General features: G+C 73.2%; 15 protein-coding genes and 1 tRNA gene. 9 read left to right on the top strand and 7 right to left on the bottom strand.

Annotated features, from left to right (window positions below):
- The first annotated feature begins 22 nt into the window (after positions 1-22).
- Positions 23-1,126, top strand: coding sequence for an amidase domain-containing protein (locus ABZ923_RS27260; protein WP_361476476.1), 1,104 nt, complete (start codon positions 23-25; stop codon positions 1,124-1,126).
- Here the strand turns inward: ABZ923_RS27260 and ABZ923_RS27255 are convergent.
- Positions 1,114-1,725, bottom strand: coding sequence for a DUF4383 domain-containing protein (locus tag ABZ923_RS27255; RefSeq protein ID WP_361476423.1), 612 nt, complete (start codon positions 1,723-1,725; stop codon positions 1,114-1,116). The genes ABZ923_RS27260 and ABZ923_RS27255 overlap by 13 nt on opposite strands.
- A gap of 98 nt (positions 1,726-1,823) precedes the next feature.
- A complete protein-coding gene (locus tag ABZ923_RS27250; protein ID WP_361476421.1) occupies positions 1,824-3,218 on the bottom strand; it encodes a hypothetical protein in 1,395 nt (464 codons plus the stop codon).
- Between the two features lie 220 nt (positions 3,219-3,438).
- Here ABZ923_RS27250 and ABZ923_RS27245 point away from each other — a divergent pair.
- A tRNA-Val gene (locus tag ABZ923_RS27245) sits at positions 3,439-3,510 on the top strand.
- A gap of 45 nt (positions 3,511-3,555) precedes the next feature.
- On the opposite strand, the gene ABZ923_RS27240 is transcribed toward ABZ923_RS27245, so the two are convergent.
- Positions 3,556-3,894 (bottom strand): hypothetical protein, encoded by a 339-nt coding sequence (locus ABZ923_RS27240; RefSeq protein WP_361476419.1) that lies wholly within the window; start codon positions 3,892-3,894, stop codon positions 3,556-3,558.
- Between the two features lie 63 nt (positions 3,895-3,957).
- Positions 3,958-4,866: a 2-dehydropantoate 2-reductase gene (locus tag ABZ923_RS27235; protein WP_361476417.1), complete on the bottom strand. Its 909-nt coding sequence runs from the start codon at positions 4,864-4,866 to the stop codon at positions 3,958-3,960.
- A gap of 93 nt (positions 4,867-4,959) precedes the next feature.
- Between ABZ923_RS27235 and ABZ923_RS27230 the strand changes: the two genes are divergently transcribed.
- The 3 genes from ABZ923_RS27230 (at position 4,960) to ABZ923_RS27220 (ending at position 6,838) form a co-directional block, all read left to right on the top strand.
- Positions 4,960-5,190, top strand: a complete 231-nt coding sequence (locus ABZ923_RS27230) for a DUF2277 domain-containing protein (RefSeq protein ID WP_361476415.1) — start codon at positions 4,960-4,962, stop codon at positions 5,188-5,190.
- 452 nt (positions 5,191-5,642) lie between these two features.
- Positions 5,643-6,098 carry a DoxX family protein gene (locus tag ABZ923_RS27225; RefSeq protein WP_361476413.1) on the top strand — a complete coding sequence of 152 codons (456 nt, stop codon included), beginning with the start codon at positions 5,643-5,645 and terminating at the stop codon, positions 6,096-6,098.
- Between the two features lie 128 nt (positions 6,099-6,226).
- Complete coding sequence (locus ABZ923_RS27220) at positions 6,227-6,838, top strand: VTT domain-containing protein (RefSeq protein WP_361476411.1); 612 nt, start codon at positions 6,227-6,229, stop codon at positions 6,836-6,838.
- Between the two features lie 592 nt (positions 6,839-7,430).
- Here the strand turns inward: ABZ923_RS27220 and ABZ923_RS27215 are convergent.
- The gene (locus tag ABZ923_RS27215; protein WP_361476409.1) at positions 7,431-8,075 is read right to left on the bottom strand and encodes an HNH endonuclease family protein; all 645 of its coding nucleotides are present in this window, start codon (positions 8,073-8,075) and stop codon (positions 7,431-7,433) included.
- 383 nt (positions 8,076-8,458) lie between these two features.
- Between ABZ923_RS27215 and ABZ923_RS27210 the strand changes: the two genes are divergently transcribed.
- Both ABZ923_RS27210 and ABZ923_RS27205 read left to right on the top strand, forming a co-directional pair.
- Positions 8,459-9,040, top strand: a complete 582-nt coding sequence (locus ABZ923_RS27210; protein WP_361476407.1) for a TMEM165/GDT1 family protein — start codon at positions 8,459-8,461, stop codon at positions 9,038-9,040.
- Between the two features lie 158 nt (positions 9,041-9,198).
- Positions 9,199-9,867 (top strand): HAD family hydrolase, encoded by a 669-nt coding sequence (locus tag ABZ923_RS27205; protein ID WP_361476405.1) that lies wholly within the window; start codon positions 9,199-9,201, stop codon positions 9,865-9,867.
- Between the two features lie 197 nt (positions 9,868-10,064).
- Here the strand turns inward: ABZ923_RS27205 and ABZ923_RS27200 are convergent, their stop codons facing one another.
- Complete coding sequence (locus ABZ923_RS27200) at positions 10,065-10,931, bottom strand: peptidoglycan-binding domain-containing protein (RefSeq protein ID WP_361476403.1); 867 nt, start codon at positions 10,929-10,931, stop codon at positions 10,065-10,067.
- A gap of 131 nt (positions 10,932-11,062) precedes the next feature.
- Here ABZ923_RS27200 and ABZ923_RS27195 point away from each other — a divergent pair, with 131 nt between their 5' ends.
- Positions 11,063-13,102 (top strand): MDR family MFS transporter, encoded by a 2,040-nt coding sequence (locus tag ABZ923_RS27195; RefSeq protein WP_361476474.1) that lies wholly within the window; start codon positions 11,063-11,065, stop codon positions 13,100-13,102.
- Here the strand turns inward: ABZ923_RS27195 and ABZ923_RS27190 are convergent.
- Positions 13,095-13,604 carry a GNAT family N-acetyltransferase gene (locus ABZ923_RS27190; protein ID WP_361476401.1) on the bottom strand — a complete coding sequence of 170 codons (510 nt, stop codon included), beginning with the start codon at positions 13,602-13,604 and terminating at the stop codon, positions 13,095-13,097. The two genes, ABZ923_RS27195 and ABZ923_RS27190, sit on opposite strands and share 8 nt — an antisense overlap.
- Before the next feature lie 111 nt (positions 13,605-13,715).
- Here ABZ923_RS27190 and ABZ923_RS27185 point away from each other — a divergent pair, with 111 nt between their 5' ends.
- Positions 13,716-14,396 (top strand): hypothetical protein, encoded by a 681-nt coding sequence (locus ABZ923_RS27185; protein ID WP_361476399.1) that lies wholly within the window; start codon positions 13,716-13,718, stop codon positions 14,394-14,396.
- Positions 14,397-15,011 lie beyond the last annotated feature (615 nt).

The raw sequence follows: 15,011 nt of genomic DNA, 5'->3' as shown, positions 1-15,011 counted from the left end.
GGCCGCCTCCGTGGTCGCGGGCGTGGCCCTGGTGCCCAACTGGAGCGCGGGCGCGGCCGTGACCGACGACCCGACGGTGGACGCGGCCACCAAGGCGACCTTCCAGCGGCTGGCCGACGCGGTCTTCACCGACCGCACCCAGGCCCTCGTGGACGGCGCCGGCAAGGCCGACACCCGGCACGCGTCCGGCTTCTCCGGATCCGTGCGCCTGTCCGGCGGACAGACCCGCGAGGAGAGGTCCGCACTGGACACGCTGCGCGACCGCCGCAGCAAGCTCGCCCGGCTGGGCGAGACGTACCGCGCCGGCAGCACCAAGGTCACGCTCGACGCCACCGAGGTGAAGGGCCGGCGCGCCAAGGTCGCCGTCACCGAGACCACCACGCTGGCCTACGACAAGGCGCCCGCCAAGGGCCCCAAGTCCACCGGCTTCCAGGCCCACCACGAGCTGACCTTCCAGGCCGACCGCCACGGCACCTGGCAGCTCACCGGCATCCGGGACACCGACGACGGCTACCTCGCGGTGAACCAGGTCGCCAAGCCCGCCGTCACCTCGGTGAAGACCACCGGCGAGGACGACGGCCCGCCCTCGGCGACCCGCTCCGCCACCACCTGGCCCGCGCCGGCCAACGCGAAGAACTTCTCCGCGACCGGCTACGACTACAAGGCCATGGTCACGTACGCCCAGCAGTACTGGAACAACTACAACCCCGCCTACCCCGACTTCAACGGGCACGGCGCCGGCGGCGACTGCACCAACTTCGTCAGCCAGGCCCTGAAGGCGGGCGGCTGGAAGCACGTACCCGGTTACACGTACGACTTCCACAAGTGGTTCGGGAACTCCGACATCCAGTCGGACTCGTTCGTCGGCGTCAACGAGTTCTCCTGGTTCGCCCTGTCCTCGAAGCGGGCCACCAGCCTCGCCAACGTCTACCAGCTGGACCTCGGCGACGTGCTGCAGATGGACTTCAACCGGGACGGGTCCAAGGACCACACGATGATCGTCACCTACCGGGACCGCCGGGGCGTGCCGTACGTGAGCTACCACTCGACCAACACCTACAACAGGTCGGTGGCCAGCCTCGTCGCCTCGTACCCGACCGCGGCCTTCTACGCCTACAGGACCTGACCCGGTCCCGGCTGACGCGGACCCCGCCGCTCCGGCACCTCCCGCTGTTCCTGCCGCACCGGCCCCTCCGGCCGCGCGCGCTGCTCCTGCGGGGAGGTCTCGGGGTGGCGGGCCCGCCAGTACGGATTGTCGTGCGGCAGGGCATGACCCACCCGGCCGTACATGCCGAAAGTCATCAGCAACAGGCCCACGATGAAGCTGAAGAACACGTTCTGGAGCTTGAACGCCAGGAAGTTGCTGTCCGTGTCCAGCAGGCCGAGGAACAGGAAGCCGTTCAGCAGGAACAGCACGCCGAGGACCATGTTCAGGGTCGACGCGACGTTCCCGCCGATCACCATGCCCGCCAGCAGCACCGCGCCGATACAGATCGACAGCACACTCAGCGCGCCGTTGCTGTTCAGCCCGGCGACCGTGTCACCGCCGATGCTGAAGAAGCCGATGTGGTTGACCAGGCCCAGAATGCCGAAGACGACCAGGAACGCGCCGATCAGGCCCGCACCGATCCGGTAGACCAGGTTCAGCCGGTGGTCCACCGGCAGATGGTCGTCCAGCCGGATCCGCGACCGGTCGTTCCTCGAGTGCACTGCGTGTGTGGCCATGTCCGCCTCCCTCGGGCGCTAGCGGAGGCCATCCGTCCTCTTAATATCCGCTGCCCCGCACCACCCGGCAACACGCACGTCAGTGCCCGCCGCCACGGTCAGTGTCCGCCGCCGCGCTCCTCCCGGATCTGCGCCACCACCCGCGCCACGGCCCGCCGCACCCCGTCCGTCTCCGTCAGGAAACGCCAGTAGTCCGGGTGCCGCCCCTCCAGCGTGCCGATCGCCCGCTCCAGCCGGGCCACCGCCTCGTCCAGCGGCCGCGCATGCCGCGGATCAGGAGTCGTACGCCCCGTCATGGCCAGCCGCTGGGCGTCCCGGATCGCGAACCGGGTCCGCTCGATCTCCGCCTGCGGATCCTTCTGCACCGCGTTCAACCGGCCCAGCCGGTCACCGGCGGCCGACACCGCCTCGTCGGTCGCGTTCAACAAAGCCCGCGCCGTCGACAGCAGCGACGTCGCGTCCGCCCACCGCTGGGCCTCCCGCGCCGCCTGCGCCTCGCCGAGCCGCAGCTCGGCCTGCCGCACGTTCTCCGCGGCCTGCGCGGGCACCTGCTGCAGATCCTGCCAGCACGCGGCGGCGAACCGGCGGCGCAGCTCGCTCAGCACCGGCTCCACCTGCCCCGCCCGCGTGGTCAGCGCCTCGGCCCGGGTCCGCAGACTCACCAGCCGGTGATCGATCTCGGCCGCCCGCTCCGGCAGCCGCTCGGCCTCCGCCCGGATCGCCCCGGCCTCCCGCTGCACCCGCTCGGCCCGCTCCAGCGTCGCCTGCACCCCGTGCCGCCCGGCACCCTGGTTCAGCCTGGTCAGCTCCGGCGCCAGCGCCGCCAGCCGCGCGGCCAGCTCATCGGCCCTCAGCCTCTTCTCCCGTACGGCGTCCAGGGCGTTGCTCGCGGCCAGCAACGACTGCCGGGCCCGCTCCACCGCCGGCGCCAGCCGGGCCAGCTGCGTCTCCGCCTTGCCCAGCAGCGGCCCCAGCGAGTCACCGAACCGGTCCAGCTCCTGCCGGACCCGCACCAACTCGTCCCTGGCCCCGCTCAGCTCCGCCCGCGCCCGCGCGGCGACGCCGGCCTCCAGGTCGTCCCGGTCCAGGTCATGGGCGTCGACGGCCTGGATGTACCGCCGGCTGGCCTCGTCGATCCGGCGGCCGAGCGCCTCGAAGTCGGAGACGGCACGCCGGGCGGCCGGGGAGTCGTCCACCGCCGCGATGGTCTCGACGGAGATCCGCAGGTCCCGCTGCGCGGTGTCGAGTTCGTAGAACGCCGTCGCCGCCGCGTCCTTCGCGGCCTGCGCATCCGCCCGCTGACTCTCCGCCCGCCCACCGAACCAGCGCCGCGTCCCACCACTGGCGAACGCCGCGGGCAACGCGAGTGCGACCAGCACGGGCAGCCCCATCAGCACCACCGCATCCCGCAGCGCCCCCGGCCCACGCCGCTCCCGCACGACGGACGACGACGGGTACGGCTGTATCGCTGGCGTGCCCGGTGTCGCCGTCACATCCCTCTCCCGTGCCGTGGTTCGCGCTGGGTGGTGCCATTCTCCCACCCGTGGAAGACGAACACACGGGCCGGTCAGTTCGCTGTACGCACCGTGACTTTCCGCCCGCGGACACCGGTGACCTCGGTCCCTGCGGTCTCGGGCGCTCTCCCGTTTGCCGCGCAGCCGTCCGGGCAAGGTAGGCTGTCGACCTGCCCCGAGTGCGTAGCTCTGGGGCAGCGGGTGCGTAGCTCAGGGGTAGAGCGCCTGCCTTACAAGCAGGATGTCGGCGGTTCGAAACCGTCCGCGCCCACCGGGTCGGCCCCTCGGAGATTGTTCCGAGGGGCTTTTCCGTGTTCTAGTCCTGCGCCGGCTGTTCGTGGGCGTGTTTCAGGCGGGTGCGGGCCTCCACGCGGTCCGCTGCCGCCAGCTCGGCCCAGAAGCGGTGGGTGCTGACGAAGACCGCGAGTTCGTGTTCTCGGCGCCGCAGCTTCTCCACCTCGGCCTGTTCGTCCTCCGTCCAGCCCGGTGACGCGGGCCGCTCCACCTTGCGCCAGCCGGTGTCGTCGCTGAATCCGTCCATCGGCTCGACCGACCAGGGCAGCCGCTTGAGCAGGGCCGACAGCTCGGCCCGGACCTGATGCAGCTCCTCCTGACCGGCGAGGAGGTCACTGGGGAATTCATAGGTCGTAGCCACGCCGCAATGGTACGCCTGTTCGATTTTCGATGGCGAGGCCGTACGGCGGCTTCGGGCACGGGTTCAGTCGAACGAGTGGCCGCCCGCCCCCAGTTCCCGCACCAGCCGCTCCGTCACCGGCACCGCCACCCCGTGCCGCTCGGCCGCGCGCAGCAACGCCCCGCCGATCGCGTCGAGTTCGAGCGGGCGGCCAGCCTCGGCGTCCCGCTGCATGGAGGACTTGGTGGCGGGCGGGAAGGAGTCGTAGCGGGCCAGGGCCTGGGCCGGGTCCGCGGGGCCGCCGCAGGCGCGGCTGACGGCCGCGGTCTCGGTGACCAGGGCCTCCAGCTCGTCCCGGTGCCGGGTGCGGGCCGTGCCGAGCGGGACGCCGTACCGGGTGGTGAGCAGGGCGAATGGGGCGAGGAAGGCCATCTTGGCCCACAGGGCCGCCGTCTCGTCGTCGGCCACGCGCGCGGTCGTGCCGGAGGCGGTGAGGTGGCCGGCCAGCGTGTCGAGGCGGGCGCGGGGTACGGCGTCCCCGGCCAGGTCGATCTCGGTGAACGGGCTGCCGTGTTCGATCACGCCCGGGGCGATCCGGGTGGACTCGACACGGATCACGGCCGGGGCGACCCGGTCGGGACGGTAGCGGGCACGCAGGGTGCCGGGGTGTTCGACGCCGTTCAGGAGCGGGACGAGCAGCGCGTCGCCGAGGGCGGCGGGCGGGACCCGGGTGAGGGCGGCGTCGAGCGCGGTGTGTTTCACGGTGACCAGGCAGGCGTCCACCGGTTCGCGCAGTGCGGTGTCCGCCTCGACGGGCGCCGTGAAGTCGCCGAACTGCCTGCTGCGGACCGTGATGCCGGTGCGGCGCAGCGTGTCGGCGGTGCTCTCGCCGGCCAGGCAGATCACGCGGTGGCCGGAGCGGGACAGCAGGGCGGCGAGCAGGCCGCCGGTGCCGCCGGGGCCGAGGACGGCCACGGTGAGCGGGTGTGTCATGGGGTTGTTCCCTTCGCTGGTCGGCCCCGGCTGTCGGTGGCCGCCTCGGCGGTGATCATCGCAGGGAGCGGGCGGGTGCGCGAGACTGGGCGCATGTGCCGGAGCATCAAGACGCTGCGCCCGCCCGTCCTGCCCGATGAGGCCACGGGCGAGGAGATCCACGCGGCCGCGTTGCAGTACGTACGCAAGGTCTCGGGCTTCCGTGCCCCCGCCGCCCACAACCGCGAGGTCTTCGACCGGGCGGTGGCCGCGGTGGCCGAGGCCACGGCGGAACTGCTCGGGGGGCTGGAAGTGCGGGGGCGGTCGGTCGGAGGGGTGGAGTAGCGGCGTCTCCCGGGGGCCGCGGGGTCGTGTCCGCGGCGTACCGGTGTGACGGTCGACTCCGCCCCGATCGCGAGGGTGTGAGCCCTTTCGTCGCGCGCGCCCCGCTCGGTCGCCCGTGCGGCCACTGTCATGGGGGTGCGGCTCCTCGGGTTCGATCTGCGGTGTGCGGCCGACGAGTTGCCCGTCGGGCTGCCGGTCCGGACGGCGGGTGCCGTCCGCACATCCCGTCAACAGGCCCTGTATCTCAGGTATTTCGTCTTCAGTGCGCCCACGGAGGGGGTGCACCGGGCGGGCGTGCCAGGCGTCCGGCCGTCGGCCGTGTCAGATGTTGAACTTGCAAGCATTGATTAGGTTCGCCTAACCTGGGTCTCCCATTCGGTACCGCCGCCCCCACGACCGGCCTGCTCAGTCCCCGGCCGGCCCGACCGACACCGAAGAGGAGAAATCCCCTCATGTCCGCACGTCTCAACTCCGCTCAGCCCTACGTGCTCGGGCTCTTCCGCATCGTCCTCGGCCTGCTCTTCGCCGTGCACGGCGCCGCCTCCCTGTTCGGCGTCCTCGGCGGCGCCGCGGGCGGCAACGGCGGCACGATCGCGGCCGGCACCTGGCCCGGCTGGTACGCGGCCGTGATCCAGCTCGTCGCCGGCGGCCTGGTGCTGCTCGGCCTCGGCACCCGCGGGGCCGCGCTGGTCGCCTCCGGTTCGATGGCGTACGCCTACTTCGACGTCCACCAGCAGGCGGCCCTGTGGCCCATCCAGAACGGCGGCGAGCTGTCCGTGCTGTTCTGCTGGGGCTTCTTCCTGCTGGTCTTCACCGGCTCCGGCGCCTTCGGCGTGGACCGGCTCCTCGGCCGGCGCACCGCGGCGGACGGCAAGCCCGCGGCAAAGCGGCGCCCGCTGGCGGCCTGACCTGCGGTACACGGGGGCGGGGCGCCGTGTGAACCCTCTGTGATCGCCCCGCAAACCCCCCGCGAACCTCCTGTCACACCCCCCGCGTACGCTGTATGGCTGTCAACGGGGGAGTGACAGGAGTCGTGGTGTTGGAAAGCGTGGGGTCGCTGGCGGCCGGACCGTGGATCTATGCCGTGGTGGCCCTGTCGGTGCTGCTCGACGTGTTCCTGCCGGTGCTCCCGAGCGGTGTCCTCGTCATCACCGCCGCCACGGCGGCGGCGGGCTCCGGCGCAGCGGCGGGCCAGGTCCCGCACGAGGTGCCGGACATCCTGGCCCTGATCCTGTCCGCGGCGACCGCCTCCGTCCTCGGCGACCTGGTCGCCTACCGGCTGGCCTGGCGCGGCGGGGAGCGCCTGGACCGGGCGATAGCCCGCTCCCGGCGCCTGACCAGCGCGCAGGAACGTCTCGGTGAGGCCCTCGCCCGGGGCGGCGGTGCGCTGGTCGTCCTGGCCCGCTTCGCCCCGGCCGGCCGCTCGATCGTCTCCTTCTGCGCGGGCGCCGCCCACCGCCGCGCCCGCGACTTCCTGCCCTGGTCGGCCCTGGCCGGCCTGTCCTGGGCCGGCTACAGCGTCGCCCTCGGCTACTACGGCGCCCAGTGGCTCGGCGCCACCTGGCTCTCCACGGCCATCTCCCTGGCCGCCCTCTTCGGCGCCGGAGCGGCGGCAGGCTTCCTGGTCCGCCGCCGCCCGGCTTCCTGAACCGCCTGCGCTCCACGACCCCGCCGCGGGCGTGCGGTGCGCTGGGGCGCAGGGCTGTGCTCGGTTTGCGACCCTGCCGCGGGCGCGCGATGGGCTGTTGCCGGGCGTGGGGTGCGCTGGGGGTGTCGGCCTTGGCGGATTCCCGGGGCGCGGGGCTGTGCTCGGTTTGCGACCCTGCTGCGGGCGCGCGATGGGCTGTTCCCGGGCGTGGGGTGCGCTGGGGGTGTCGGCCTTGGCGGATTCCCGGGGCGCGGGGCTGTGTTCGGTCTGCGGCATCGCCGCGGGCGCGTGATCGGCTGTTCCCGGGCGTGGGGTGCGCTGGGGGTGCCGGCCGCGGCAGCTCCCTGGAGCTGGGGCTGTGCCCGTTCCGCGACCCCGCCGCAGGGACGCGATCAGCTGTCCGCGGGCGTGCGGCGCGCTGTAGGTGCCGGCCGCGACGGCCCCGCAGGGGCGTGGGGCTGTGTTCGGTCTGCGGCCCCGCCGCGGGGGCGAGGCCGGCCACAGCGGCCCCGCACCCCAGCGGGCGGTCGAACCCCAGCAGGCGGCCGAACCCCTACAGGCGGCCGAACCCCTGCCGCGCGACCGCGAAGCCTCAGCAGCTCGCCAGGTAGTTCGTCAGCGCGCTCTTCTCGGCCGAGTCGACCGACAGGTTGTAGTAGTACTTCACCTGCACCCACGCCCGCACGTACGTGCACCGGTACGCCGTCCGCGACGGCACCCACGTCGCCGGGTCCTGGTCGCCCTTGGCCTGGTTGACGTTGTCGGTCACGGCGATCAGCTGCGGCCGGGTGAGGTCGTTGGCGAGCGCCTGCCGCTGCGCGGTGGTCCACTTGCTCGCCCCGGAGTCCCAGGCCTCGGCCAGCGGCACGAGGTGGTCGATGTCGAGGTCGGCCGCGGCGGTCCAGGTGGCGCCGTCGTACGGGGAGTACCAGCTTCCGCTGGTCGCGGCGCAGGAGGAGTCGGTCACGACGTTCGTACCGTCCCGCTTGAGGACCGTCTCGCGGGTGTTGCAGGCACCGCTGATGGTGATCCAGTGCGGGAAGAGGTCCCGGCTGTACCCGGTGCGGTTCTCGGTGGCCACGGTGAGCTGGGCGAGGTAGCTGCGGGCGGTGGCGGCGCTGACCGGCGTGGGGAGGGCGGCGGAGGCGCTCGGGGAGTTGAACAGGCTGACGGAGGCGATGAGGCCGGTGAGGGCCGCGAGTATGCTCGTCCGTCGACGCGCGTAGAATCTGGACATGCGTGAACTCCCTTGTGGGGTCGGGGCGTTGGAGCACGGGCGAGGGAATGCTCGCGGTGCCGCGTTGCCGGGGGGTGAGCGCTCGGTTAGAAGTTAGTGACGTGCGCATGTCACGACAAGGTTGACGGCGGAACTTTCACATCCCGTACGATGGGGAGCGCAGAAGGGGAGTAGCTCTTCGCCGGACCGTCGACATACTGCTCAGCGAGCCTGAGCCGGCGCCCGGAGGCGGACCGCGTTCCAGCGCGGCCCGCCAGCGAGACCTTCGGCAAGCAGTGCACGCCCGTGCCCCCCGGCGCGGGCGCCGAGTGCGCTGCCGTGCCGAGGTGTCATCGCGTGACGTACCGCACTCTCGGTGGGGCAGCCCGACCGATTGAGGGACCTTGATCAGCATCACCGTGACGGCGCTCGTCTTCGGCGTCGTCTTCCTCGCCGAACTGCCGGACAAGACCGCGCTCGCCGGCCTCGTCCTCGGCACCCGCTACCGCGCCTCGTACGTCTTCGCGGGCGTCGCCGCCGCCTTCCTGCTGCACGTCGTGCTCGCCGTCGCGGCCGGCAGCGTGCTCACCCTGCTCCCGCAGCAGATCGTGCACGCCCTCACCGGCGTCCTCTTCCTCGGCGGTGCCGCGATGCTGCTGCTGAAGAAGGACGAGGACGACGAGGAGATCAAGAAGCCGGCCGACCAGTCCTTCTGGAAGGTCGCCGGGACCGGCTTCATGCTCATCCTGGTCGCCGAGTTCGGCGATCTCACCCAGATCATGACCGCCAACCTGGCCGCCCGCTACGACGACCCGATCTCCGTCGGTCTCGGCGCGGTGCTGGGCCTGTGGGCCGTCGCCGGGCTCGGCATCGTCGGCGGAAAGGCCCTGATGAAGCGGGTGCCGCTGCGGCTGATCACGCAGATCGCGGCGCTGCTCATGCTGGCGCTCGGCGTGTGGAGCCTGTGGGAGGCCGTGAGCGGCTGAGCTGAACGCCGGGTGAACGCTCGCCGGGGGTGGTGGCGGGAGCCCGGCAGGTTTTGTACCGTGGAGGAACAAAGTGGCTCCCGCCCGTTTTCCCTGACCGGCGGGCGGGGCCGCCTTGTCCCTCCCCGCACAGGGCCTGTTTCCGTCTGGAGCTGCCGATGCCGGCCACCGCCACGCCCACCGTCCTCACCGCCCGCGCCCTCCTGCTCGACATGGACGGCACCCTCGTCAACTCGGACGCCGTGGTCGAGCGCATCTGGCGGCGCTGGGCCGCGCGGCACGGACTGGACGGCGACGAGGTGATGCAGGTCGTGCACGGGCGTCAGGGTCACGCCTCCATGGCCGTCCTGCTGCCCGACCGGCCCGTGGAGGAGAACCTCGCCGACAACGCCCGCATGCTCGCCGAGGAGACCGCCGACACCGACGGCGTCGTCCGGATCCCCGGCGCCGACGTCTTCCTCGCCGCGCTGCACGGGGTTCCGCACGCGCTGGTGACCTCCGCCGACGTCGCCCTGTCCACCGCCCGTATGAACGCCGCCGGGCTGCCGCTGCCGCCCGTGCGGATCACCGCAGAGTCGGTCGGCGCGAGCAAGCCGGACCCCGAGGGTTTCCTCAAGGGCGCCGCCGAGCTGGGCGTCGACCCGGCGGACTGTGTCGTCTTCGAGGACTCCGGGGCGGGGATCGCGGCGGGACGCTCCGCCGGGATGACCGTGGTGGGGGTCGGGCCGCGAGCGGTCTCCCACGGGCCGGACGTGGCGGTGCGGGACCTCACGCAGGTCGCGGTCGAGGCACTGCCGGACGGCACGGTGCGCCTGCGCCTGGGCTGAGCCGGGACGCGCCGGCCGTTCGGGTGCGCCTGCGCCTGGGCTGAGCCGGGACGCCGGCCGTTCGGGTGCGCCTGCGCCTGGGCTGAGCCGGGACGCGCCGGCCGTTCGGGTGCGGCTGCGTCAGAACGGCTCGCGCGGTTCCCCGTGCCCCTGAGGCGGGTCCGGCGGCCGGCGCTGCCGGGTGCCCGCGTCCCGGTTCACGGTTCCGTTGTCTCCGCCTCCAGGCTCCTCCGTGTCGCCGCCCCGTACTCGCCCGGCGTGTCGCCCAGAATCCCCCGGGCGAGCTGGTAGTTGCGTACCGCGTCCTCCACGGGACGGGTGAAGACGCCGTCGATCCGGTCGCCGTAGAGGTTCAGTTCGCGTAGGCGCTGCTGGAGTTCGGTGACCTCGGGGCCGGTGTCGCCGCGCCGGAGGACCGGTGCCATGGCGGGCGTGGTGATCGGGGTGGGGGACGCCGTCGTGGGGGACGGGGTCGGCGAGGGCGTCCGAGAGGGCGTGGGGGAGGGGGACGGTGACGCCGAGGTGGGGGTCGGTGTAGGTGTCGGTGTAGCGGAGGGTGCCGTGGTGCGGGGGGCCGGTGGGGGCACGGGGGTGTGCGTCGGCGTGGGCGGCCGGGTCGAGGCCGTCGGGATGCGTTCCCTGATCTCCTGAGCGCCTCGGTCGTGGGCCGGTGCGTGGTACGAGAGCAGGGCGAACGCGGTGGCCGCGACGATCGTCGTGCCCGCGCCCCCGGCGGCCAGCAGCAGGGTGCGGCGGGAGCGGCGCCCGGGCGGGGCGGGCTCGGGGGCGACGGCGGGAAGCGGCTGCGTGGGGGTGTCCGGCGGGGCGGGGTGGGGCGGCTGCCCGGCCTGGGGCGCGGCCGGCGGGGCGGGCGGTGCCGCGTCCGGGACCTCCACGTACGGACGTATGCGCAGCGGGTCGAAGTCCTCCGCCGCCGCTGCCTCGGCCGTGCGTGCCTCGCGCAGTGCCTCGGCGGCCCGCTCGGTGCAGTCGCACGACGGCGTGTGGTCCGCCCCCCTCGGAGCCCCGCACTCCGGGCACCTGGTGCCCTGTTCTCCCGTCACGCCTGATTCCCCTCCCCTCGGGAACTTCAGAGAGTATGCGGATCACCTCCGCCTCCGCAGGACTCGACAGGCCATAAGTGGTGACACCCACCACGATGGAAGAGGTGCACCCCGAGCCCCGGGAGGTCTCCATGGCCCTGGACACGCATGGCACGGTGAAGGACGTGAGCAGCGGCGAACACGTCCCGGGCAGTGTGCTGGTGCCGATCGGCGCCCTGCTGCTCGGGCTCCTGCTCGCCGCCCTCGACCAGACCATCGTGTCGACCGCGCTGCCGACGATCGTGAGCGACCTCGGCGGCCTGGAGCACCTCTCCTGGGTCGTCACCGCCTATCTGCTGGCCTCGACCGCCGCGACCCCGCTGTGGGGCAAGCTCGGCGACCAGTACGGCCGCAAGCGGCTGTTCCAGACGGCCATCGTGATCTTCCTGATCGGCTCGGCGCTGTGCGGCATGGCGCAGAACATGCCGCAGCTCATCGCCTTCCGGGCGCTGCAGGGCCTGGGCGGCGGCGGGCTGATGGTGCTGTCCATGGCGATCGTCGGCGACCTCGTGCCGCCCCGCGAACGCGGCCGCTACCAGGGCCTGTTCGGGGCCGTGTTCGGCGCGACCAGCGTCCTCGGACCGCTGCTCGGCGGGCTGTTCACCGAGCACCTCAGCTGGCGCTGGGTCTTCTACGTCAACCTGCCCGTCGGCGTGGTCGCGCTCGCCGTGATCGCCGTCGCCCTGCGCATCCCACGCCGCACCGCCCACCACGTCATCGACTACCTGGGCACGTTCCTGATCGCCTCCGTCGCCACCTGCCTGGTGCTCGTCGCCTCGCTCGGCGGTACGACCTGGGCGTGGGACTCGGCGCAGATCATCGGGCTCGCCGTGCTGGGCGTGCTGCTGGCCGTGGCGTTCGTCGCCGTCGAGCGGCGTGCCGCGGAGCCCGTGCTGCCCCTGAAACTCTTCGGCATCCGCACCTTCAGCCTCGCCGCCGTCATCAGCTTCATCGTCGGCTTCGCCATGTTCGGCGCGATGACCTACCTGCCGACCTTCCTCCAGGTCGTGCACGGCATCTCCCCGACCCTGTCCGGCGTGCACATGCTGCCCATGGTGGTCGGCCTGCTGCTGTCCTCCACGGTCTCCGGGCAGATCGTCAGCCGCACCGGCCGCTGGAAGGTCTTCCCCGTGGCCGGCACCGCCGTCACCACCCTCGGCCTGCTGCTCCTGCACCGGCTCGACGAGCACAGCCCGACCGCCGAGATGAGCGCCTACTTCTTCGTGTTCGGCCTCGGTCTCGGCCTGGTCATGCAGGTCCTGGTGCTCATCGTGCAGAACGCCGTCTCCTACGAGGATCTCGGCGTCGCCACCTCCGGCGCCACCTTCTTCCGGTCCATCGGCGCCTCCTTCGGCGTGGCCATCTTCGGCACGGTCTTCGCGAGCCGTCTCGGTGACAAACTCACCGACGCCTTCCGGGGCGTGCGCCTGCCGGCCGGCGCGAGCACCGACGCGCTGAAGGCCGACCCGCGGGGCATCGCCGCCCTGCCGCCCGCGCTGCGCCCGGCGGCCCTGCACGCCTACGCGTCCGCCATCACCGACGTCTTCCTCTACGCCGCCCCCGTCGCCCTCCTCGGCTTCGTGCTGGCCTGGTTCCTGAAGGAGGACCGGCTGCGCGGCTCGGTGACCGCACCCGACGTCTCCGAGACCATCCCGCCCAACCCGGTCGAGCGCTCCTCCTACGACGAGGTGTGCCGCTCCCTGTCCGTGCTCGGCACCCGGGAGGGCCGCCGCGAGATCTACCTGAAGATCACCCGGCGGGCCGGGTACGACCTGCTGCCCGCCGCCAGCTGGATGCTGCTGCGCATGCGCCGCTACGGCTCCGTGGAACCGGCGGTGCTGGCCGAGCGCAGCCCGGTCCCGCTCCAGGCGGTCATGGCCGCCGCCCGCCAGGTCGAGGAACGGCGGCTCGCCGAACGCCAGGGCCTGGACCTCGCCCTGACCGACACCGGCCGCGAGGTCGCCGAACGGCTCGCCACGGCCCGTGAGGAGTCCCTGGCCGAACTGCTCGGCGACTGGTGGCAGCCCGGCCGCGAGACCGACCTGACCCGGCTGGTCCGCGACCTCACCGGCGAACTCTGCGGCGCCGAGAGCGAACGCCCGCACAACGGCACGGTGACGAAGGTCAGTTGACGGCCCGCACGGGCACCAGCTCCTTGCGGAACCAGTGTTCGGCGTACGGGTCGGTGTTGTGCGGGCCGGTCTCGGTGTAGCCGAGCCGGGCGTACAGGGCGCGGGCCTCGACCAGGTCGCTGCGGGTGTCCAGCACGATCCGCCGCGCACCCAGAGCCCGCGCGGCCTCTTCGGCGGCGGCCACCAGCAGCGGGGCCCCGCCCCGGCCGCGCTGCTCCGGCAGCACGAACACCCGGGTCAGCTCGGCGGTGTCCGGGTCCAGCAGCCGTACGCCCGCCGAGCCGGCCGGCGTGCCGTCGTACCGTCCGAGGAGCAACTGACCGCCCGGCGGGGCGAGATCGGTGCCCGGCCGTGCGGCGATCTCCCGCTCCAGTTCGGCCGGGTCGGTGCGGTGCCCCTCGTGCAGCAGGTACCAGCGGTCGCTGACCTCCGTGTAGTACGCCCGCCACAGGGCGGCGGCGGCCGGGGAGTCGTACGACTCCGGAGCGATCGTCCATGTCATGTCCGCCATTGTCCGGAGCCGCCCTGGCCCCCGCGAACCGTTTGTGGGCCTGCTTCCGGGTCACCCGAAGGGAGAACCGGCCAGCGGGGCCGGCCCGAGCGGAAGGCAACCATGTCCACAGGCCTGATCATTCTGTTGATCGTGATCGCAGCGGTCGTGGTCGTCGGTGCGGCCACCCTGGTCGTGCGCAGCCGCGGCAGGCACGGCGGGAGCAGCCTGAAGCGGCGCTTCGGGCCCGAGTACGAGCGGGCCGTGGCCCTGCACGACGGGGACACCAAGGCTGCGGAACGAGAGCTTGCCGAGCGCGTCGAACGCCATGGTGACCTGCGGGAGCGGCCGCTGGACGGCGCCGAGCGGCAGCGGTACGCGGACCGCTGGACCGCCGTGCAGGAACACTTCGTGGAATCGCCCCGGGAGGCGGTGGCCGAGGCCGACCGGCTGCTCGCGGAACTCGCCGCGGTGCGGGGCTATCCGGACGGCGGCCGGTACGAGGAGCAGCTCGCCGCGCTGTCCGTGCACCACCCCGAGCACGTCGACGGCTACCGGCAGGTGCACCGGGCGGCCCGCCCGGGCGTCGGCGGCGGGGCGGACGAGTCCGGCGCGGGGACCGAGGAACTGCGGTCGGCGCTGCTCGGTGCGCGCGCGCTCTTCGACGAGCTGACCAGCACCGAGCCCGGCCGGCACCGGGCCCCGGCCGGTGCGGAGCGTCCGGCGCCGGCCGCCGCGACCCACTCCCACGCCCGCTCCCACACGCCGTGGGCTCCGCACCGGAGCCGACCGAAGGAGAGCTGAACGCCATGACGGACAGGACGAGCGGCCCCGGCGGCGACCGGCACCGCACCGAACGCTTCACCCGTCCCGCGGGGGACGAGTGGACGCCGGAGCAGGAGTCGCCGGACAGGGACGAGTGGTCCCCGGGCGACGCGTATCCGGCCCACCGCACCCCGAGAAAACCCCGCCCGGACGAACACCTCCCCGGCGAACCGAGCACGAGCCCGAACACACCCCGCACCTCGCCCGAGGCCTCGACCACCCGGCTCACGGACGAGAGCGCGGGTGGCCGGATGGCCGATGACAGCGCGGGTGGCCGGCCGGCGGGCGAGAGTGCGGGCGGACAAGTTGCCGGCGGGGGATCGGCCGACCGGCTCGCGGGCGAGACAACGGGCGGCCGGCTCGCGGACGAGACCACGGGAGACCGGCTTCCGGGCGAGAGCTCGGGCGGTCGGACGGCAGGCGAGACCGCGGGCGGGCCGGCGTCGGGTGGGGACGTGCGTGGGCGGTCTTCGAAGGCCGGCGCGGTCGGGCGGGAAGGCCTGAGCGAACTCGAAGCCCCCAGGCGACTCTGCAACGACTGTCGGCGGCTGCACGGTGCACAGCCCCATCCGCGCCGCACCTGTGAAGGAGACC

Origin of the sequence: Streptomyces sp. NPDC046881 (assembly GCF_040645015.1) — a bacterium.
Classification (GTDB): domain Bacteria; phylum Actinomycetota; class Actinomycetes; order Streptomycetales; family Streptomycetaceae; genus Streptomyces.
This window is presented reverse-complemented; position numbering and strand designations above follow the sequence as displayed.

What these genes read in the sequence shown, in the direction of transcription:
- ABZ923_RS27255 (WP_361476423.1), bottom strand. Translation starts at nt 1,725, where the DNA reads ATGGCCACACACGCAGTGCACTCGAGGAACGACCGGTCGCGGATCCGG.
- ABZ923_RS27235 (WP_361476417.1), bottom strand. Translation starts at nt 4,866, where the DNA reads ATGACACACCCGCTCACCGTGGCCGTCCTCGGCCCCGGCGGCACCGGC.
- ABZ923_RS27230 (WP_361476415.1), top strand. Translation starts at nt 4,960, where the DNA reads ATGTGCCGGAGCATCAAGACGCTGCGCCCGCCCGTCCTGCCCGATGAG.
- ABZ923_RS27225 (WP_361476413.1), top strand. Translation starts at nt 5,643, where the DNA reads ATGTCCGCACGTCTCAACTCCGCTCAGCCCTACGTGCTCGGGCTCTTC.
- ABZ923_RS27215 (WP_361476409.1), bottom strand. Translation starts at nt 8,075, where the DNA reads ATGTCCAGATTCTACGCGCGTCGACGGACGAGCATACTCGCGGCCCTC.
- ABZ923_RS27205 (WP_361476405.1), top strand. Translation starts at nt 9,199, where the DNA reads ATGCCGGCCACCGCCACGCCCACCGTCCTCACCGCCCGCGCCCTCCTG.
- ABZ923_RS27195 (WP_361476474.1), top strand. Translation starts at nt 11,063, where the DNA reads ATGGCCCTGGACACGCATGGCACGGTGAAGGACGTGAGCAGCGGCGAA.
- ABZ923_RS27190 (WP_361476401.1), bottom strand. Translation starts at nt 13,604, where the DNA reads ATGACATGGACGATCGCTCCGGAGTCGTACGACTCCCCGGCCGCCGCC.
- ABZ923_RS27185 (WP_361476399.1), top strand. Translation starts at nt 13,716, where the DNA reads ATGTCCACAGGCCTGATCATTCTGTTGATCGTGATCGCAGCGGTCGTG.